14 protein-coding genes are annotated in these 19,549 nt (G+C 42.6%); 2 read left to right on the top strand and 12 right to left on the bottom strand.

The window, feature by feature from the left end:
• Position 1: 1 nt before the first annotated feature.
• From FIB07_13300 to FIB07_13255, 10 genes are all read right to left on the bottom strand, one after another.
• The gene (locus FIB07_13300; protein NJD53831.1) at positions 2 to 1,954 is read right to left on the bottom strand and encodes a hypothetical protein; all 1,953 of its coding nucleotides are present in this window, start codon (positions 1,952 to 1,954) and stop codon (positions 2 to 4) included.
• Between the two features lie 3 nt (positions 1,955 to 1,957).
• Positions 1,958 to 4,144 (bottom strand): hypothetical protein, encoded by a 2,187-nt coding sequence (locus tag FIB07_13295; protein NJD53830.1) that lies wholly within the window; start codon positions 4,142 to 4,144, stop codon positions 1,958 to 1,960.
• A gap of 6 nt (positions 4,145 to 4,150) precedes the next feature.
• Entirely contained in the window at positions 4,151 to 6,913 is a 2,763-nt protein-coding gene (locus FIB07_13290; GenBank protein ID NJD53829.1) for a hypothetical protein, read from the bottom strand.
• 188 nt (positions 6,914 to 7,101) lie between these two features.
• The gene (locus tag FIB07_13285; GenBank protein NJD53828.1) at positions 7,102 to 7,677 is read right to left on the bottom strand and encodes a hypothetical protein; all 576 of its coding nucleotides are present in this window, start codon (positions 7,675 to 7,677) and stop codon (positions 7,102 to 7,104) included.
• Positions 7,678 to 8,487, bottom strand: a complete 810-nt coding sequence (locus tag FIB07_13280) for a hypothetical protein (protein NJD53827.1) — start codon at positions 8,485 to 8,487, stop codon at positions 7,678 to 7,680. It abuts the gene before it with no gap.
• A gap of 493 nt (positions 8,488 to 8,980) precedes the next feature.
• Complete coding sequence (locus FIB07_13275) at positions 8,981 to 9,205, bottom strand: hypothetical protein (protein ID NJD53826.1); 225 nt, start codon at positions 9,203 to 9,205, stop codon at positions 8,981 to 8,983.
• Between the two features lie 19 nt (positions 9,206 to 9,224).
• A complete protein-coding gene (locus FIB07_13270; GenBank protein ID NJD53825.1) occupies positions 9,225 to 9,641 on the bottom strand; it encodes a hypothetical protein in 417 nt (138 codons plus the stop codon).
• Between the two features lie 221 nt (positions 9,642 to 9,862).
• On the bottom strand, positions 9,863 to 10,120 hold the full coding sequence (locus tag FIB07_13265) for a hypothetical protein (protein ID NJD53824.1): 258 nt from the start codon (positions 10,118 to 10,120) through the stop codon (positions 9,863 to 9,865).
• Positions 10,107 to 10,334: a hypothetical protein gene (locus FIB07_13260; protein NJD53823.1), complete on the bottom strand. Its 228-nt coding sequence runs from the start codon at positions 10,332 to 10,334 to the stop codon at positions 10,107 to 10,109. Before FIB07_13260 ends, FIB07_13265 begins: the two co-directional genes overlap by 14 nt.
• Positions 10,335 to 10,623: 289 nt before the next feature.
• Positions 10,624 to 12,570, bottom strand: a complete 1,947-nt coding sequence (locus FIB07_13255) for a copper-translocating P-type ATPase (protein NJD53822.1) — start codon at positions 12,568 to 12,570, stop codon at positions 10,624 to 10,626.
• A 536-nt stretch (positions 12,571 to 13,106) separates the two neighbouring features.
• On the opposite strand from FIB07_13255, the gene FIB07_13250 reads away from it, so the two are divergent.
• Entirely contained in the window at positions 13,107 to 14,183 is a 1,077-nt protein-coding gene (locus FIB07_13250) for an alpha/beta fold hydrolase (protein NJD53821.1), read from the top strand.
• A 35-nt stretch (positions 14,184 to 14,218) separates the two neighbouring features.
• On the opposite strand, the gene FIB07_13245 is transcribed toward FIB07_13250, so the two are convergent.
• Positions 14,219 to 14,377, bottom strand: a complete 159-nt coding sequence (locus FIB07_13245) for a rubredoxin (GenBank protein NJD53820.1) — start codon at positions 14,375 to 14,377, stop codon at positions 14,219 to 14,221.
• A 154-nt stretch (positions 14,378 to 14,531) separates the two neighbouring features.
• Positions 14,532 to 14,870, bottom strand: a complete 339-nt coding sequence (locus tag FIB07_13240) for a DUF356 domain-containing protein (GenBank protein ID NJD53819.1) — start codon at positions 14,868 to 14,870, stop codon at positions 14,532 to 14,534.
• Positions 14,871 to 15,218: 348 nt separating this feature from the next.
• Between FIB07_13240 and FIB07_13235 the strand changes: the two genes are divergently transcribed.
• Complete coding sequence (locus FIB07_13235) at positions 15,219 to 19,526, top strand: ammonia-forming cytochrome c nitrite reductase subunit c552 (GenBank protein NJD53818.1); 4,308 nt, start codon at positions 15,219 to 15,221, stop codon at positions 19,524 to 19,526.
• The last annotated feature ends 23 nt before the right edge of the window (positions 19,527 to 19,549 follow it).

The following is a 19,549-nucleotide window of genomic DNA, read 5'->3' as shown; positions in this document are numbered from 1 at the left end:
ATTATCCTCCCTTAACTTTATAAAATAATATCTCTTTTTTAGTTAATAACTGCTTCGTTATCAGAATAATTATCCCTGAAATCATAAACAGCACTCCTGACCAGAGTACATTCACAAACGGCATCAATTCTATATTCAGTTTTAATAAAACCGGGTTAAATGCATTTGAATTAAAATGTATCAGGATATCAGTAAAAAACGTCCTGTGGATCATGAGGTCATGAAAATAATCAGACTCTTCGCTCCTTAATAACCTGACTATTCCTGATCCATGAAGATCCCCATTTTTGTATATATTTACATTCACAGCCTGCTCACTTGAATTCCAGGCTATGGAAGTTGCGCTCACATTCGTTACGGCAATGCTCCATATTGCATCCGTACTCTTTGGCAGATCCAGTTCCAGGGATGTGTAATTCAAATCCACCGACCTGTTGAACGATGTGGATGCAACCGACCCGAGAATTACAAGTATGAATCCGGTATGGATCAACATTATGCCTGCATTGTTGGAGGAAAATTGGTTTTTTCCATAAATTAGCTTGAAAATCATCAAAGTTAGAACAAGGAGAGACATCGCTATGTAGGAAACTGCATATACAGAACCCGCTAATTGAACAAATGATGCTGATTTAAAAAAATCAGAAGAAGCGGAAATAAGCGCGGGTGTCCCGGGCAAATAAGACGCTGCCGCACCTGTAATGGCAATTAATGCCACAATAATAACAAGTTTTCCTGGTTTTATGTTACCTTGCAGCAGGCAATATCCGGTCAGGAGAGTTAACATAAACACAAGGGGAAAACTCCAGAAATTATACGCATCCTCTGGAAAAGGAATAAATTCACTGGAAAAACTCCCAAAAATGATCGAATACATTATACCCCAGAATGGGACAAAAGCAAGCAAGCACAATAATAAAATAGTTGCATTAAATGAAGTTCGAATCGAATGCAGATTCAATCCCTTATTGCCAGCAAGCTGGGACGAACCCTTCCTCAATACCAGGAAGAGTATCGATCCGGCTGCCAACAGCATTGCGCCAAGAAAAATGATCCACATCCGGTTCCCAAGAAAAATATGTTCAGAGCCTTTTATGCCTTTTCCCGTCAATACAATTATAAATATGTATAGTATAAAAACAAAGGCTGATAACAGGGGAGCAGTCATATCATATTCCGCGGGATTCCGACGATGCCTGGCAATAGCATGAAGTGCAGCTGTCAGGATAAGCCAGGCAACAAGAGCGCCGGATTGGGCAGGATCCCATCTCCAGAAGCCTTCCCATCCAACAGTCCCGTAAGCCCATAATCCGCCGGATGCCATCGAAAGTGATAACAAGAGCCATGAAGCTCTTCCCCACGATCTTGCCGTTTTTGCCCATTCTTTTTCCCCTGAATAAAGGAATGTTATGGCGCTTGCAAACAGGATCACTCCTGCCGCATATGCCAGCACAGCCAGCGGAGGATGTAAGAGAAACCAGGGATTCTGGAATTTCGGATTGAGGTTATAGCCTGTTGATGTAGTCCCATCGAACAGCGGGGATATTTTTTCAAATGGCGAGCCGGGAAGAAGGATTATTAATAACACAATCTCAATAACAAGAGCTATACACAATGTCTTTCTCCTGAATCCGGGGTTTTCACTGTCCCCGTTATTAAAAAGCAAAATGCAAAACATTACTGCCCATACGAGCAGAAGATAAAATCCCTCTTTTCCTGCCCACAAGGCAGCAACCCTGAATGGGAGGGACTCCCCAATATTGTAGATCGATACATATTTTATGGTATAATCTACGTAAATAAAATAATAAATTAGCAATACAAGCGCCATTGAAATGGAAACAAATGAAAAGCTAAGCGGGATTATATAATATTGACTTTTTCTCGCACAAAAAAATAATGAAACAGTTGCCGCAAAGAGTCCTATCAACAAGAAGATATTTCCAGCATCCATAAATTACCTGGTTTTTTTAATAATATACATTATTGCCAAAATACCGATTATCCCGAAAACAAGCTCCTGGTGCTCAAAAATATGCCAGATGCTCAATGTTTTGTTTATCACGAAAGGTACAGGTCTTACATCTCCCCACCTGTCCTTTGAATCACGGGCATGCACATAGATTATATGTGTCCCTTCTTTTAATCCGCCTGTATCCACATCTGAGTATGCTTCTATGGCCTGTTTACCTGCCAGTTCTTTTCCAAGTGTCAGGTTCCTGCCTTTCCCTCCATCCTTCACAGTATCGATAAAATACTCTGCGCCTGTGATATTGGCATCCCATCCCGATATGGCAAGAATATTCATTGAAATCTTTTTACCGGAAATGATCCTTGAGGGAACAAGGATAATATCTTTTATATACGGTGTTGTGTTTGAACTCGAAAGCACATGGAGACCGATGGGAGTGTCCCCGCCATGGCACAAATTGCAGTTACTTGCAGCCCTGTGTTGCGGGTTGGTGAGATTTGTGGCATTAAACGGGGTATCTCCGCCATATCTGACATGGCAATCAGCGCATTGCGCTCTTTCTCCCCGGCTCCAGTCTGTCCACCCCGGGGACTGGACGCTTCCTGTCGGGAATTCACTGTAATGGAATCTCTCTTTTCCAGTGCTATTATGGCAGGAATCGCAGGATATAACCTGTTGGACATCCGGTTTTTTCTCATCTTTCATAAAGTCTTTTTCCCGGTTAGAAAGATTATGGAACTGGTTTTTAATCTCGTTATGGCATGCTCCACAGGTAAAAGTCTTGTTAATATTTTCCACTGTGAGTGTACTGAAGTGGGAAGCATCATAACCTGAATGGCATGTAGAACATGTGGTGTTTTGCAGGTTCTGCTTTATATGGATATTGTGGCAGTCCGTACATTGTGCATTCCTGCTATCCGCAACCCTTCCAACAGGTCTTTCCCAGGAAAGTGTGGGTTTATGGAACCTGTTCACTTTCCCTGATTCATGGCATGTTTCACAATTTAGTTTCATCCCCAGCGCGACGTGCTCTCTCTGGTTACCATGAATGATGCGCGGGATCTGGACTGCAGGCTTATATGGAAAGCTTCCTTCCGTACTGTGGCACTCAGAGCAAAATATCTGTGATAAGTTGTCATCCTGTGGAATATTATTCAGCTCCAGGAGATTTTTAGTCAGGGAGCGGTTATGGAGCGTAGTGTTGGCCGTATTATGACACAGCTCGCATGAGAAGCTGGCATTCTGCGCTGTCGTATTTGCCCGCCCTTGCGGCGCTCCCGGATAATGTGTGCGGATAATATCCCTGACCCCGTATTTTTCAGCAGCGTCCTCTCTCGTATGACATTTTATACATGTTCTCTCAGCGGGAATTGTAAGATTTATATCGTGCAGCGTTTTAACCTGCCCTGTTCCGTGGCAATCAATACATGAACCGTTTTTAGCGTGGGAATATACCCGGGACGCGTTCCCCCATTTAGTGGCATTGGCAGGATTCCCGTGGCAGGAAAGACAATCTGTGGAGTTATATGTTATATTTGCAGCGTAATGCGAAACATTGGCTTTCGAAATATTAAATCCGGATTTTACGAGACTGTTGCCGTGGCATATCTCGCAGTTTATTTTCAAAACCAATTTTTCCCCGGCTTTTGTGTGGCCATTTACACCCGTGGCATTATAAGAAGTAGTAAATGAATGACATGATGCGCATGATCTTGGCGCCAGGTATTCTTCAGGATGGGTCACAGGCATGGTGCCGTTGCCGTGACATGCCCAGCACGCCTTGTTGACCGGATCGGTTACTCCTTTGCTTTCTGTCCTGTTATTGAGGTTCGCATGGACGCTCTTTCTTAAAGCATTAACATCTATCTGCTTTGCGGCTAATCCACCGAGGTTGTGACAGCCGCTGCATTCAGGGCTGAAATTCCCGCTGGTCAGGGAAGATTCATGGAACGTTGCCGGCACTTCACCTATTTTTATATACTGCCCCGGAACCAGTTCCGAACCGGTATAATTTCCAACAGTTTCATTTTGCCCGATCACATACGTTTCATTTGACAGGTGGCGAACATCTTCAATTACGATAATTGCCACTTCCGCCGCAGCGGCAGATGATACATTGATCACCTGGAAGATGAGAATAATAAAAAACAGGTATTTTATCAATTCATTCATACGTACTCATCCATTTACGAACATACCAGCTATCTTCAGGCTTAACATCGTGACCTCGACGCCATTCGATGTTGTATTGTATGTGAAGTAATCCCCTTCCCTGACGAACTCCTCTTTGACAACAATATTGTTTTTTATTAATGTGAGATACATATTTGTGCGGCTGAAATCCTTTATCTTCAGTTCATATCCGCTTCCAAGATCCCATGATTCACCCGGGTATATCGTTTTTTTATCAGCGGCTGAGAAATCGATGTCCATCTGGCTTAATGTGATATTCTCCTTCTCGTTCTTGAGTACGAAATACCTGTACCCGTCCGGCTTAGCCTGCCTGTAATCCCTGACATGGCAGGTGTAGCACTGGAAGCTGCTCGTTTCGGTATGTATATGTTTTGGCACAAATCCGCGAAAAGTCACAAGGCTCACTGTTCCGCCGTATAATATTTCCGATATCCCAAGATCGATTATTGTTTTTTTATCGCCGTTCTCAACAAGTTTCGCATCATACTTGAAGATGCCACCTTCGGGAACAAGGTCTTTCCGTACCAGTTTCCCGTTGTAATACAGTTCAAGCCAGGCCGACTGGCCTTCTTTATCCACTTCGGTGATCGCTATGCTGTAGTTCCGGTCAAGTTTCCAGGTTTCATCTGAAACAAGTTTCTTTTCAACCTCAACAAGCTGGATTGTCTCTCTCGGGTCAGGCGGGCTCCCCCATTTCTTCCCGGTTTCTTTATCCTGGTGGCAGCTTACACAATCCCTGGTATCCACTTTCGGGTATTGGGCGTAATGAGATACAGTGGAATTTATTGTTTTCCCTGAAACAAGGACATTATTGCTATGGCAAAGGATGCAGGCTGCCGCAACCTTTACCTGGCTGCTTTCGGGAGTATGCCTTGACAGATGATTTGGCTTTAATTTTTTTGTCAGGTTAAGAGGGCCGTCAATGTGGCATGTGGAGCAGGTATCCGGCTGTTCAGCTATATCCGGGTGTGCAGCAGGTGCAGTAATTATATTTGAATGACATGTCCAGCATGCCCGGTTGAGACTTGAACTTGCATTGTTCAGGTTTGCATGAATACTCTGGTTGATGGATGATTCGCTTACTTTATTCAGGGCAAAGCCACCTGTCCCGTGGCACTGTATGCAATTCGGTAAATTATAACCCTGCATATTTGCAAGTGTTGAATTGTGTAGCCTGCCTGTGCCGTGGCAAGATGAGCAACCAATACCACCATTGTGAGTTATGTTCGTCCTTGAGGTCTTATTGAAAACATCCGAGAACCCGGAACCCGGATCCTGGTGGCAGGAAGTGCAGTTGGTGCCGGACTTATTTTGATCAATCATATCTGTTCTTTTCTTACCGTAATGAGATATTGTCGAATTCGGGTTGCTCCCATTGAGGTTTATCATCTCTGGTTTGCCGTGGCATAGCTGGCATGTGGCATTCACTGTGATATTTACAGCACGGGTAGTATGCTCGGTTGTTCTCAGCGAATTAAATTTCCCGGAGATGTGGCAGGAGGTGCATGTGATCGCAGGATTATGCATCGGGTGCTTTATCGGCGGTGTTGTTGAGTTGGAATGACATGCCCAGCATGCCCTGTTGGGATCGGAACTTGCGTTATTCAGACCTGCATGAATGCTCAGGTTCATGATGCTTTCATTGATTTTCGGGGTCATTTTTCCCATCATGCCGCTGCTGTAATTCTTACTGCTCCCGTGACATCGCAGGCACTCGGACACTATTCCCATACTCATATTATACCCGGTCATATTGTGCCCGGTGTCGGAAAAAGAAGAAACTGCGAACAGGGATAAGGATTCTGTAGATGCCCTCAGTATATTTTCGCCTTCAATTAATTCAGTGGGCAACTGTGACCACGTTGAATTGGAATAATGGAAGATAGAAAGGTTGTTTTCATTCGTTATGTTCAATTCTGAATCGAAGTATGCTACCTCCATATTCACTTTATCATATGATAAATTTACGGCGTCTATCCTGAAGAATTTAATCGGGCTTCCGGGTAATGAAGCAATGGAGCTATTTTTACTATCCAGCTCAAGGACGATTTTTGTGCCCACGGGTCCTGTGAAGGAAACTGATATCGGCGCTAAATCTTTATCTGCATGGTCATGGGAGGTGTTGTTCTCGATTTTGGGTGTGTTATTATGGTTATGGAAAGAGGAATTATCAGAATGAGATGAAACTGCAAATAGAGATAAAGAATCGGTTGTTGCCTCCAGAGTATTTCCTTCCTTGTCCACTTTTGTGGGCAGCATGACCCATATTGAATTATTGTGTTCATGCCGGAAAATCATGAGTTTTCCTTCATCAGTATCTTTTAACTCCATTTCCGAATATGATATATTAACGGTGATGTTTTCGAAAGAAATGTTCTGTGCATCTGCCTTAAAAAACCTGACCGGGAAACCAGGTGGTTCTGAAGCCACAGGATTTTTTGTTCCGAAGTCCTCGATATTAACTTTTATTTGTTCCGCAATGTCTTTTATCAGGAAGGCTACGGACAGATTCGCATCCGGATGAAGGTGCAAGGAAGAATTTGCAGTCGTATTCGGGTGAATGTGGCCGGCTGATGAATTTGTGCTGTTATCCGAAGCATTATAATCTTGAGAATTGCCGTCTGTGGCATATGCCAGAGATGAGAAGAATGTCAGAACAAATATTATGACAACAGCCAAATAATAACGATTAACATATTGATTGCTGCTGCCATTTCTAATTTGCATCCTGTTTTTCAAAACGAGCATAATCTATACCATGATCATGTTAATAATTTTGTATATGGACTTTGGTTTTTAATACAGTTGTGCTTTATAAAGCCAAGATAAATATACATAATATATTAATTTTCTAAAGCGCAAAGTATTTAGAAATGTTTGGTAATACTATGCGAAAAGCTTGATTTATCCTCAGTTCATATCCTCTTAAGCAATTACTACTGCCAATTCTTCAATCTTAGCAATATGGATACAATCAAAATGGAAAAAACAAATGCCAGTATTGGAACTATCCATGTTTCAGGCAGGGTAAAGGGTATGTGGGTGTTTATTCCCCATTTATGCAAAAAGAGATCAAGCAGGCTTTCTTTCCCGGCTACATGTCCTCCCATTGAACCAGTCAGCGTTATGCTTAAAAATCCTCCCAGAGCCATCGAAACATACAAAGATTTCAGCTTCAGGCTCTTCCATAAATCTACTCCATACTTCCATCTTATAAGCAGGAATATCATCCAGAATATTATTGCGAATCCTGTGAAAATTATCTTATTCAGGACTAAAGGGGAAGCAAACAAAGCCTCCCCTGGCCAGGTCGAGGTGACCCCGGTTACAGCACTGAGTATAAGGAACAACAACCCGGCCAGTGCTGAAACATAGGCGGTCTGCTCAAGAACCCCGGTTATTTTTGGGAATTTTCCCAGTTTATCTATAATTATTATAAGTGAAATAGAAATGAATGCCAGGACAAGCATCCCGGTATGCATCTCGGCCGAAATTGTGTGTAAATGACTCATTTACTTCCTCCTATTTTCCGGAATGATAAGCAAAGCAGCTGCTATACCTGCAATTGAGATAACTCCGGTAATCATGGTAAGGAAGGATTGATACCGATCCTTTCCGGTTGGGATGGAATCAGTTGCCGGGTTTTGGGTTTTTAAGACGCTATCTTCCTTTCCTGGATTATCTGCATCATTCTTCCCTTTGCCTGAAAAGAAGTTTATATATGCTATTGATTTTGCCGGATGATAGCTGGTCAGGTCATCTGTATCTGAATATGCTAACTGGACTTTATACTCATTATCTGTCAAAGCCCTGTCAAAACTATCTTCAGTATTTAGTTTCCTTCTAAACTCGATAACCATACCCTTATCGCTCTCGGAACCTGCAGATTCCAGAATATCATTTTTTCCACCAAGAGCGGTATCAGGAGCATGATTTACAGCTGAATTGGCAAAATTATCCTGGATAAACAATTTGCCATCTTTCATATAACCCAGAATTATATCCGCTCCTTGCATCAGAGAGCCTGTGGGAGCTATGCCGATGCCCATCCATCCTTTAGCATGGCTTCTCATTGCCATGTATATATTTTCCTCATTCAGCGTCCAGTAAATATCCATATTTATTTTAGTATCCCTGTAATGATTTTGATATTCATCGTCCTGAATTTGTCCATCTATTTCAGGAATAAACTCGTAGAAAGCTGAGCTAACGCTGACGAAAGATAATAGAAATAACATTGCTGTGATGCCCCTCAAATATATAATTTTTGATTTCTTACATCGAAGAGATTGTATTATTTCGTCAAAAGTGCTTTTTCTCATAGCTATTCTTCAGCTATTGCACGTCTTGCTTTTGTTATGGCATCCTGTGCATTCAGTCCTTTTGCTATAAACTCGTCTCTTTTTTTACAAATATACATTAGTATGTTAAAAGTATCCATGATTTCGACTCTGCGTTTTAAAATTATGTACCGTTTATTTTTTCCGAACGCGGACTTATTCACCTCTTGATCTTTAACATGTTAATAGTATATGCTTATCCCTTAATCTGTTTTTGCTTTAAAAAACCAAACGACATATACTGGTTTTTGATTTTTTTGAAACAAAACGAGGTATTAATTTATATAAATTTAAAGCCCATATTTCGCTCTTCATAAAATTGATTTCACATTATTTCAAAATTCCTGATTTAAAGATGATTTGACGCCAAAAATATTTATCCCGTTGATCCTGGGGGCAAATTTCTAATCTTCCATAAGTATCCTAAATCAGGATTATGCCCCGAAAAGTAAAAGATAATATGGTCTTATTAAACCTAAGAAGATAGGATTTCATTCGCTAGTTTCTGAGATTTGTCTTCTCCCAATATCAATTTTCCAGATATCTTGCACCATTTAGCCAAATCAGTTTTATCTGTCGGTTCCAGTAGTTCAGGATTTTTATTCAGGTGGGCGGAAATTTGTCTATCCAGAAACATTTTCCCACCACCTGAGAGATATTTTTCACAAAGTCCGCATATTTTATCATAATATAATGTCATTTTTTTGCCTCATATAGAATTATGTTGATATCAACATTTTTCTCCACTTATAAAAGCTCACACCCATTGAAACCATAGCCAAGCTATTCAGTATTAGATTATATAATTCAGCGTCAGCTTCGCTAAAATTAGAGAGATGTGGGAGATATCTTATAACCGCAGAGACAATAAAAATACCCATAGCAATTGGGATGAATATAAAGACATCTTTTTGGCCAGTAGCCTCAATGACATCTATTACAAATTTTGCTACGATAATTGCTATAATCACCTGAGCAATATGAAAATAAAGAATTAAACTGCTTTCGTCTTCAGTTCCGTCAGTAGACATGCCCTGTGCGTAAACTGAACCAATTAAAAACATCAAAATCACCATAACTGTTAAACCAGAGATATAATATTTTAATTTATGCACCTTAATCACCACAATTATCATTATGATAATTGTATTTATATGTATCGTTAGATTAGGCTCTGGGACGACAAAAATATTTATCCCGTTGATACTGTAAATCCTGCTATCAAATTTATTTCGCATATGTGCGAAATGCAGGCTAAGGTCTTACCCATCAAAAATTTTAATGATTGCCCCGAAATAAACAGGCATATCCGGGGCATCAGGCCAGAATGGATTTATGGACATAAAAAAGCCAAGGTCTATTCCCACCATCCCATTGGCGGGATTTTCCTTGAATAATCACCTCTTGTATTGTTTTCTTCACCTCTGCTATTGACTTCTGTATCATTATTTTCTCTTACTTCTCGCACGAACTGATGCTTCATAATCTTCCTCTGTGCGCCGAAAAGTCCTGAAACATTTCCGGTTGTATTTGAAACTGAATCCTCAACTGCCCGGATTTTTTCCCTGTACCGCTCAATCGCCATATTGGCGTAATCCTTATTATTGCTTCTCAATTCGGTTTTTGCCTCCGCCAGCCGCGATCTTGCATAATTGTGCCATGCCAATATTTACTGTAAAAGCAATTGATAACAGGATTATTCCTGACATTATGCATTTCCCTTGATCAGAGATAACTTTTAAAGACGGAGAGTGGGGGGTGGTTGGGATTATTAAAACAGATTCTTTGGTCCCATCTCTGCTTTCGTCAAAAGTTTCGCTCATATTCATAAATCTAATTCACCTTTTAAGTATTCCTAAATCCAAAGGATTCGGCTTTCGGGCGCTTTTGAAGGGTTCACTCTGGCACAAACTCTGAACCCGGATACATGTTAATTGTAGGTGTTATCCCTTAATCAGTTTTTGCTTTAAAAAACCAAAACATATTTATCAATCTTTTTACTTTTTACAATTTGGCTGAAACTTCATTTGCAGCTGCTGGAACTAGCGATGCCAGGGCTTGGAGGAAAAATATAGAGTATATTTTTAACCGAGCCCCCGGATATTACCATGGATACCTCTATATCTTTGCTCTCTTCATCAGAAGGGCATTGGCAACCACGCTTATAGAGCTTGCAGACATGGTAATAGCGGCAAATTCAGGTTTTAAAATTATTCCGTAGGGAACAAGTATGCCAGCAGCTATCGGGATTGCCACGACGTTATAACCTGTTGCCCAAACCAGATTTTCATTCATTTTGCGCATGGTCTTATCGCTCAGCCTGATAAGCCTGGAGACATCCCCGGGATCGTTCCTGATTAGAACAACATCAGCAGATTCAACTGCAACATCAGTGCCTGCGCCGATAGCTATCCCGACATCTGCCTGAACAAGCGCAGGTGCATCGTTTATGCCATCTCCAACCATCGCAGTTCTCTTTCCCTGATCCTGCAATCCTTTTATAGTACTTGCTTTCTGCTCTGGAAGAACCTCTGCAAAGAAAGTGGTCAAACCCAGCTCTTTAGCTACGTAGGCTGCGGTCTGTTTATTGTCCCCGGTAAGCATAGCTACTTCTAAGCCGAGTTCTTTCAAAGCCTTAACTGCTTCTCTGGATTCATCCCTTATCAAGTCCGCCATGGCAATTAAACCTTGAAGTTTCTTATTCTCCGCCACATAAACGACAGTCTTACCCTGGGACGAAAGTCTTGAAACAGCATCCTGGTATTCTTCAGGTTTTATTCCTAAATCTCGTACGAGATTTGCATTTCCTATGTAAATCTCACTATTGCCGACAATAGCCCTGGCGCCTTTTCCCGGAATAGCCGTAAACTTTTCAGGTTTTATGCTCCGCAATCCCTCTTCCTCAGCTTTTTTAACTATTCCTTTTGCTATAACGTGCTCTGAATTAACCTCTACGGAGGCGGTATTTTCCAGGATATCTTTTTCGCTCCAGTCTCCCAGCTTAATAATATCTGTAACACCGAATTCCCCCTTTGTTAAGGTTCCTGTTTTATCAAACACCACAATATCGATTTTTTTTGCAATCTCCAGCGCTTCAGCGTTCTTTATGAGTATACCTCTATTGGCAGCCATGGTCGTAGATATTGAAGTAACTGCCGGGATAGCTAATCCCAGAGCATGGGGGCAGGCAATAACTATGACCGTGATAGCAAGCGTTAGAGCGAAAAGGCTGCCCGCTCCGATTCCGAACCAGAAAAGGAACGTTCCGCCACCCACAAAGATTGCTACAAGGGTCAGGTAGCTGGCTGCCCTGTCAGCAAGTTTCTGAACCTGGGGCTTGGAAGCCATGGTTTGCTCAACAAGCTTAATAATCTGGGCAATGGCTGTTTCCTCACCCGTCTTTGCCACCCGGACGCGGATAGCGCCTTCAATATTAATAGTTCCTCCTATAACCCTGCTTTCTTTCCTCTTTTCAACTGGCTTTGATTCTCCCGTGATCATAGCTTCATTTATTGAGGTTTCTCCCTCCAGAACTAAGCCATCTATCGGAACCTTCTCACCCGGTCTGATTAGAACAATGTCTCCGACTTTGAGATCTGAAGTAGAAACTTCTACAATTTCACCGTTCCTTATCAGATTAGCTGTAGGCGGGATCAATTTAACAAGCTCTCTTAAGGCTCCTGCCGCGCTTCTCTGAGCTTTCATTTCCATCCAGTGCCCGAAGAGGATAAAAGTGGCAAGAGTGCTTATCTCCCAGTAAAAATCCGGCGCTTCGAAAAAGAAAGTAGAACCTAAACTGTATAGATATCCTGATAGCAATGCAATTGTTACCAGGACGTTCATATCAAGCGTGCGTAATTTAAGTGATTTAACCGATCCTTTATAGAAAACAAAGCCTCCATATAGAATCACCACCGAAGCTGTGATAACGAGCAATATTTTCCAGGCAGGGGATGGCGGCAGTGTATATCCGGCCCAGCCCTGGATAGAGGGTGAGAGTATCAGAACAGGAACCGTGAAGATTGCAGCAACAATAAAGTGCCTCTTTATCTCAGCCTCCATCATCGCGTGGTGATCATGCGGGGCTGGCTTCTTCATCTTCGCTGCTTCATGCTCCATATGGGCTTTATCATGAACAGCTTTTTTTTCCTCGCAGCGGATTCCACATTTCTTCAACTCTTCTATTATATCCCCGGAACTGACCATGCCCTTATGGACTTTAACAGTCAGTAAGTTGTTCACGGGATCAAAAGAAGAATCAGTGACGTGCTCAACAGAATTCACCATGTCCTCTACCTTACAGGAACATTCAGGGCGTATGTAATCGCGAACCTCCAGCCTTATTGTTTCGTATTGATTTTCCATCAAAAACCCCTTGCAGAAAGCATTGGCATAAATGCACTGCCATACAAACATAGGGCTTCTTTTTACGATATACTTTTCCTTTTGATTATTTGCATTTACTGCAATATATAATAAAAATAGTAAAAGGATGATTATCCAAATCTTGGCACAACACTCTTCTCCCAGCCATAGAAGTCGGCTTAAAAAGCTTTATATGGGGAATGAAGAAATATATAATAGGAGGAGTGAATTAGTGAATGGAAAGCGATAAGAAGAAAAATACGAAAGTTGTAGAAGAGACTGTGGAAACCCTCAGAAACAATCTCAAATTTTTAAAAGTATTTGAAAAAACGCATATCGAAAAGCTTGAGCCGCCATGGATAACAAAAAACAGCATAATAATGGATTTAAACACGTTGAAACTCAGGGATTTCTCCAGAGGAGACAGCGGTATCCCCATGCTAATCATACCCCCTTATGCTGGCCATACTTCCACAATAGTTGATTTTAACACTAAACAGAGCCTTATTGAGCTGCTCCTGGAGAATGGGATAAAGAGTGTATACTCGATAGACTGGAAGAGCGCAACCCGGGAGATGAAATATTGCAACATAGATACCTATCTGAGCGAGCTAAATATATGCGTAGACGAATTAGGCGGGCGGGTCAATCTTGCGGGAATGTGCCAGGGCGGGTGGCTGGGCACCATGTATGCTGCAAGGTTTCCGGGCAAAGTAAATACTCTTGTTCTTGGAGGAGCTCCTATAGATACTGATGTCGGGGATGGGACCATTATGAAATATGCTCACATGTTACCTCTGGAATTTTTTCATGGACTTGTATCGATAGGAGGAGGCGTTCTGAAAGGCGATTTCATGCTTGGCGGCTTTAAAAGCCTTCACCCCGATGACCAGTATTTCAACAAATACGTGGCGCTCTACAAGCATATCAATAACCTGGAACACGTTAAGAGGTTTGAAATCTTTGAGAGATGGTATGAGTATACCATTGACCTTCCTGGGAAATTGTACATTCAGATTGTAAAAGAGCTCTTCAAAGAAAACAAATTTTTTAAAGGGGAGTTTGTTGGGCTCGGAAAGAAACTGGATCTTGGCAATATAAAGTGCCCTGTATACATGTTAGCCGGGGAGAGGGATGACATAACCCCTAAAGAACAGGTATTCAATGCCGGGGAGCGGCTTGGAACCGATAAGAGCGAAATTGTAAAGGACATAGCTAACGGCGGTCATATTGGACTGTTCATGGGTTCAATACCCCTCAGGGATAACTGGCCGAAGATTATTGAATGGATAAATGTACATTCAGCCGGATAAGTTATGTCCGTGCAGAAAATTGTATTTTAAAGGAGTTAAATCCTTTTTAACATATCTTTTCCACAGACCTTGCACGAAGGGCATAACCAGTCATCCGGTATATCTTCAAAAGCAGTTCCGGGCCTGATTTCAGGAGGCTCACCTTTATCCGTATCATAGATATAGTTACAGATACTACACTGATATTTTGCCATTTATCCACCTCTTTTAAGGAAGCGCTTAATTAATAACATAACTCCCTGTAGCTAGTTTGTATTTAATTAATCAAAAAGCTATCGTATAAGGTTAAACGAACATCAGAGGGATTTCATATTATCTTCTCCGCAACCATATTTTGAACGGGGGTGCTTATAAGTGAACACTCTCTGGCAACATTTTGATATAATCTATCAGTTCACGGTAAATCTCATGCCTCGGACCCACAATTATCACGTGAGCCGGAGGATGAATTTTCTTCAATCTTCCGATGGCGGCACTGGCCGAATCCACCAGCGGCACAATAGCTGCAGCCACACACCCGCCTTTTATTGGAACTTTCATTACATTTACGAGTATGTTGTCTGCAAACCCTGGTTCAAGCTTTTTTGGTACTTTGGCGTATGATATATGACCATACTTCACAAGGTCACGAAGCGCTGTTCTTAATTTAGAACTGTCATTCGCTCTAATTACTGCCAGTGATTTCATTTTTTCTACCTTATACCCTAAAGGTGCTTCTTTCATTAAGCTGATTTTGGTTTAAATTGATAAAAAATATAATGGTTTAATTTTATTTTCTAATAAATTCGATATTTCGGCAATGCGGGGAAAGGGAGATATGCGCTTCAGGCCTCAGCTTGCCGATTAGACGGTATTTATTCAACACAGCGAAGCAACCGTAAAACTTATTAGTAAGGAAAAACCTATAATACTTAGGAGTTCAGGTTTGTGTTGGTTCAGGGGAATTTGTAGTACTTCACGACTCAATTTTCATGACAATTAATTCAATGCCAGCATAAAAAAGTTAATATAAATCGATAAGGGAGGAAAAAGATCATGAGGAAGATAATTCCGGGAAGAATAGATATTTTGATTGGGATAGGAATAATAGGGATATTACTGCTTGCGCTGGCAGGAACCGGAAGCGCGCATAGTGTTTATGGATCGGTGGTCGGGAGTAATTGTGCTGCTTGCCACAGTGGAATCCCGGCATTGAACGCAAACGGTATTCTCTTTAAAGAAAATCACAAATTTAATGGTCTGACAGAGCCGCTAACATCAACTGCCAGCTGTACTTACTGCCATACAAATTTAGCAACCGGTTTTCTTCCGTTTACGTCTAATGGTTCTTTTTATAACAGTACGCACAGGTACAATGATACCACGCTGGCTTCAGCAAGGCTTGCACCACCAGCCTCCTGTTATAGTTGTCATGTGAATGTCAGTGCTGGTAATTTCGCTCTTATCTCTGGCGTTCCTGCAACGTACCTGAAATCGACAACCTGTGAAAACTGCCACAAAAGCAAGTATGACAACTGGCGCGGCACAATGCACCGTGTAATGCTGACAGATAACAGCACTGCCCAGGGCATGGGCCTCCCAACACCGCCGAATTTAACCTGGACGGATATGTCCTATGTGATAGTGGGAAAACAGGAACTGAGATACCTGAACGAATCCGGATACTTGTTCAAGAGGTTCTTTGCTGAAAACGGGACATCTGCTGATTATGGCCCCAGCCAGTATACATGCGGGCGTTGCCATACAACAGGATATAATGCAAGCAATGGTAACCAGAGCGGCCTTCCGGGTATAGTGGGGACATGGAGTGAGCCTGGTATCGCATGCGAGAGATGCCACGGCCCTGCAGGCGACGGACATCAGGTAAAAGCGGATGTATCAGAACAGTTATGCCTGGAATGCCATAACGGTTCAACAAGGCAGGGACTATTCCTGTCAAGTGCTCATTCCCCGCCGCTTAAAGCGCCTGCAACATGCCTCAGATGCCATTCTCCGTTCGATTATGCAAGGAATAACACTGTAACAAGTGATACGGCAATAAATGTAGTGTGCGCAAATTGCCATAATTCCCATGATACAAGTGATAACAAGTATAGAGAGCTATTCTCGCCCGGAGGTTTCAATCAAACCTCATACGCTGATATGAAGGATGCAAAAAACAGCCTATTTAATTCAACTGCCAGCAGGCTTCTTATTACAGGCGGCCCAACAGGTACTCTGACCGGAGAAAAAGATGTCTATGATACTCTCATGACGCCAGCATCGATACCTACTGACAGGATTGATGACAGCTACCCCGGACCAATAGAAGTGACAGGCCCTGTCTCAGAAGTGCTCTGCTCAAATTGCCACTATGAACATGGATTGTCTCATATAGCTGAAGTGAACCTGACACATGCGAGGTTAAATTATCCGGGATTAGGACTTCCGCCTGCCACATGCACCGACTGCCACATGTCAGGTACCCAAAAGAACCACTCCTTTAATGTGAAAGATGAAGTGAACTTCCCGTCAAAGACATGTTCGCGCGGCACACAATGCCATGTAACAAGTGATCAGAATTTGAACCATAGTATTTTTTCACTGGTACCTGAGGTAAATGAATGGAGGCAAAGCTTACACAATGAAAAAGCGAATGGTGGTTTTTACCTCAACAGCACCGGTGTTCCGAGGGAAAGGGAAAGCTCTTGCAGCAAATGCCATTCACCGTCCAACTGGAACCCGTTAAATGAAAGAGCAATCGTATCTGCGGATGATTTTAATGGTATTACATGTGCGGTTTGCCATAATATCCACGATATGGGCGACTGGCTTAAAAAGACCGGAAAGCCCTATGCATGGTATAACAGGGATGCGATCCCGGTATTTAACACAACTGGTGACCTGACCAGATACAAAGCTAACTATTCGGTAATGGAAAATACAACAGAGCTATGCGGCAACTGCCATTCGAATGATAGTCCCAGAATTTTCAGGGAAGGACCAGGCTGGAATAATACAAATGATACAACGCCAATACGACCTCACGGCCTGCCTGCAAAGGATATATTTGCCGGCTCATGGAAGCAGACAAACCTGGGATTTGAATGCATTTCCTGTCACATGGCAACAAAGGTAACCGACCCGACGAATATGACCGAGATGGTGCTGCCTGATAGCCAGAAGGTGAAAGGTCATTCTTTCAAGGTAAATGTTGATTTACTCCAGAGCAACACAACTTGCGCAGGATGCCATACAACCGGGTCCCAGCCTGGCAATTTAAGTGATACTATCGAGAAAATACAGGCAGATACCCGTGCAAAGTGGAATGTCACAAATACGACGGTAACGGATGCATTGGGTACAATTAATGCCTTTGCAGGTGAGAAGAACCAGAGCCGTAATATGATCGCCGATGCGTACTGGAAGCTACAAATGGTCTCATCGGAAGGAAGCTGGGGTGTGCATAATCCAGTGAAAGTAAACAATATGCTCAATGAATCCTCAAATGAGGCAAATGCTGCCGTACAAGCTCTGGGTCCAGGAAATCAAACCGGAAATCAAACTTTCACCGCTAACCTATCAGGCAGTGAGGAAGTACCGCCAGTTATCACAGAGGCACGGGGCCAGGCCACATTTATTCTGGACAATGACACTGTGCACTTTACTCTGGCCGTATCCAACATAACAAATGCCACATTATCACATATCCATCTTGCACCTGTAGGTCAGAATGGCCCGATAGTGGCATTACTTTATCCCGGACCAACGAAAACAGAAAGCTTCGACGGCGTACTTGCGCAGGGCAATATAACGGCAGAAAACCTGACAGGTCCCCTTGCAGGAATGCCTCTTAGCGCTCTGATAGATAATATGACGGCTGGTAATACATATGCCAATGTGCATACTGTTCAGAATCCCGGAGGCGAGATCCGGGGTCAGATAAAAACAGCAGTATCAGTGACCCCGACATTCAGCATCTCAGGATTCAAGCTCGATAACAACGGAACGGGCCTTGCGAACTGGAACATCACCCTGACAAAACCAGATAACACGGTCATGGACAATGTAACCGATGCCAGCGGCATGTACCAGTTCATGAATCTGTCAAACGGCACTTATACTATCAATGAACAGATGCATCCAGGATGGACAAACGTGTCTGCGATGCCTGTGCAAGTAACTATAAACGGCGCAGATGTGATGAACCAGAACATCACTAACAGGCAGGTGCAGCCAGGGGAGACATTCAAGATTTCAGGCTTCAAGCTCGATAACAACGGAACTGGTCTTGCGAACTGGAATATCACCCTGACAAAACCAGATAACACGGTCATGGACAATGTAACCGATGCCAGCGGCATGTACCAGTTCATGAATTTGCCCGGCGGCACATATACAGTTGCAGAACAGATGCAGCCGGGATGGACAAACGTATCTGCGATGTCCATTCAAGTCACCATCGCAGGTTCGGACATGATGAACCAGAATTTCACAAATACAATAATAATTCAGCAACCAAATGTAACCTCCTTCGAGTTAACACCCGATAGAACTGCTGCACTGAGCGGAGGCACCATAACCATAACAGTAAAGGCTCTAAATGTTAATACAACAGATACGAGCTTTAATGGAATGGCGAGTATAACTGTTAATGCAAGCAAGAATGCAAGCGCTGTAATCTATCCGCCAAATGTAACATTCAGCAATGGAGTAGCTACCCTGCCAGTGAGTTCAAATATAGCCCAGTTCGTAACCGTTACGGCAACAAACGGCAAAACAACAGGCAGCACAGATATCGCATTTGCAGACATGGTATTTGACCTGGATCCGGGCTGGAATTTAATATCCATCCCGAATTTCGCAAATCCGGACAGTGTTGACATGATACTGAAGAACGTGAAAAATAATGGACTTGTTGGATATGATCCTGGAAATAAGACCTTCTCCACGCCTGCTGACCTGCAACCCCTGTATGGATACTGGATCAATGTTACTGCATCCAACCAGAGTATCGGATTCATTGCAGATACGAATGTTGGATCCACACCTCCTCCAGGCAGGGACCTCTTTGAAGGCTGGAATCTTATCGGGGTTGTTGCAAGTAAGCAAGAACAGGAGCAAAATAAACAATTGGACGCAGGCCTTCTTTTCCAGCCCCTCCAGATAGGCGGGAAACCACTGTATTCATACCTGGTATCTTATAAGAATCCCCGCAAGACCTACACTGTCGGAGATGATCTGACAGATCGTACACCATTGAACAAGGGACAGGGATACTGGCTCTTTATGAATACATTGACCGATACAAACAAGGACACCTTTGTTTGGGGAGGAAGGGCATGGCTGCCTGGTTCAAGTTAGGAAAGGTAGAGAAAAGAAAGAAA

The organism is Candidatus Methanoperedens sp., from assembly GCA_012026795.1.
Taxonomy (GTDB): Archaea; Halobacteriota; Methanosarcinia; order Methanosarcinales; family Methanoperedenaceae; genus Methanoperedens.
The sequence above is the reverse complement of the archived record's forward strand: the minus strand, read 5'-3'. Positions and strand labels throughout refer to the sequence as shown.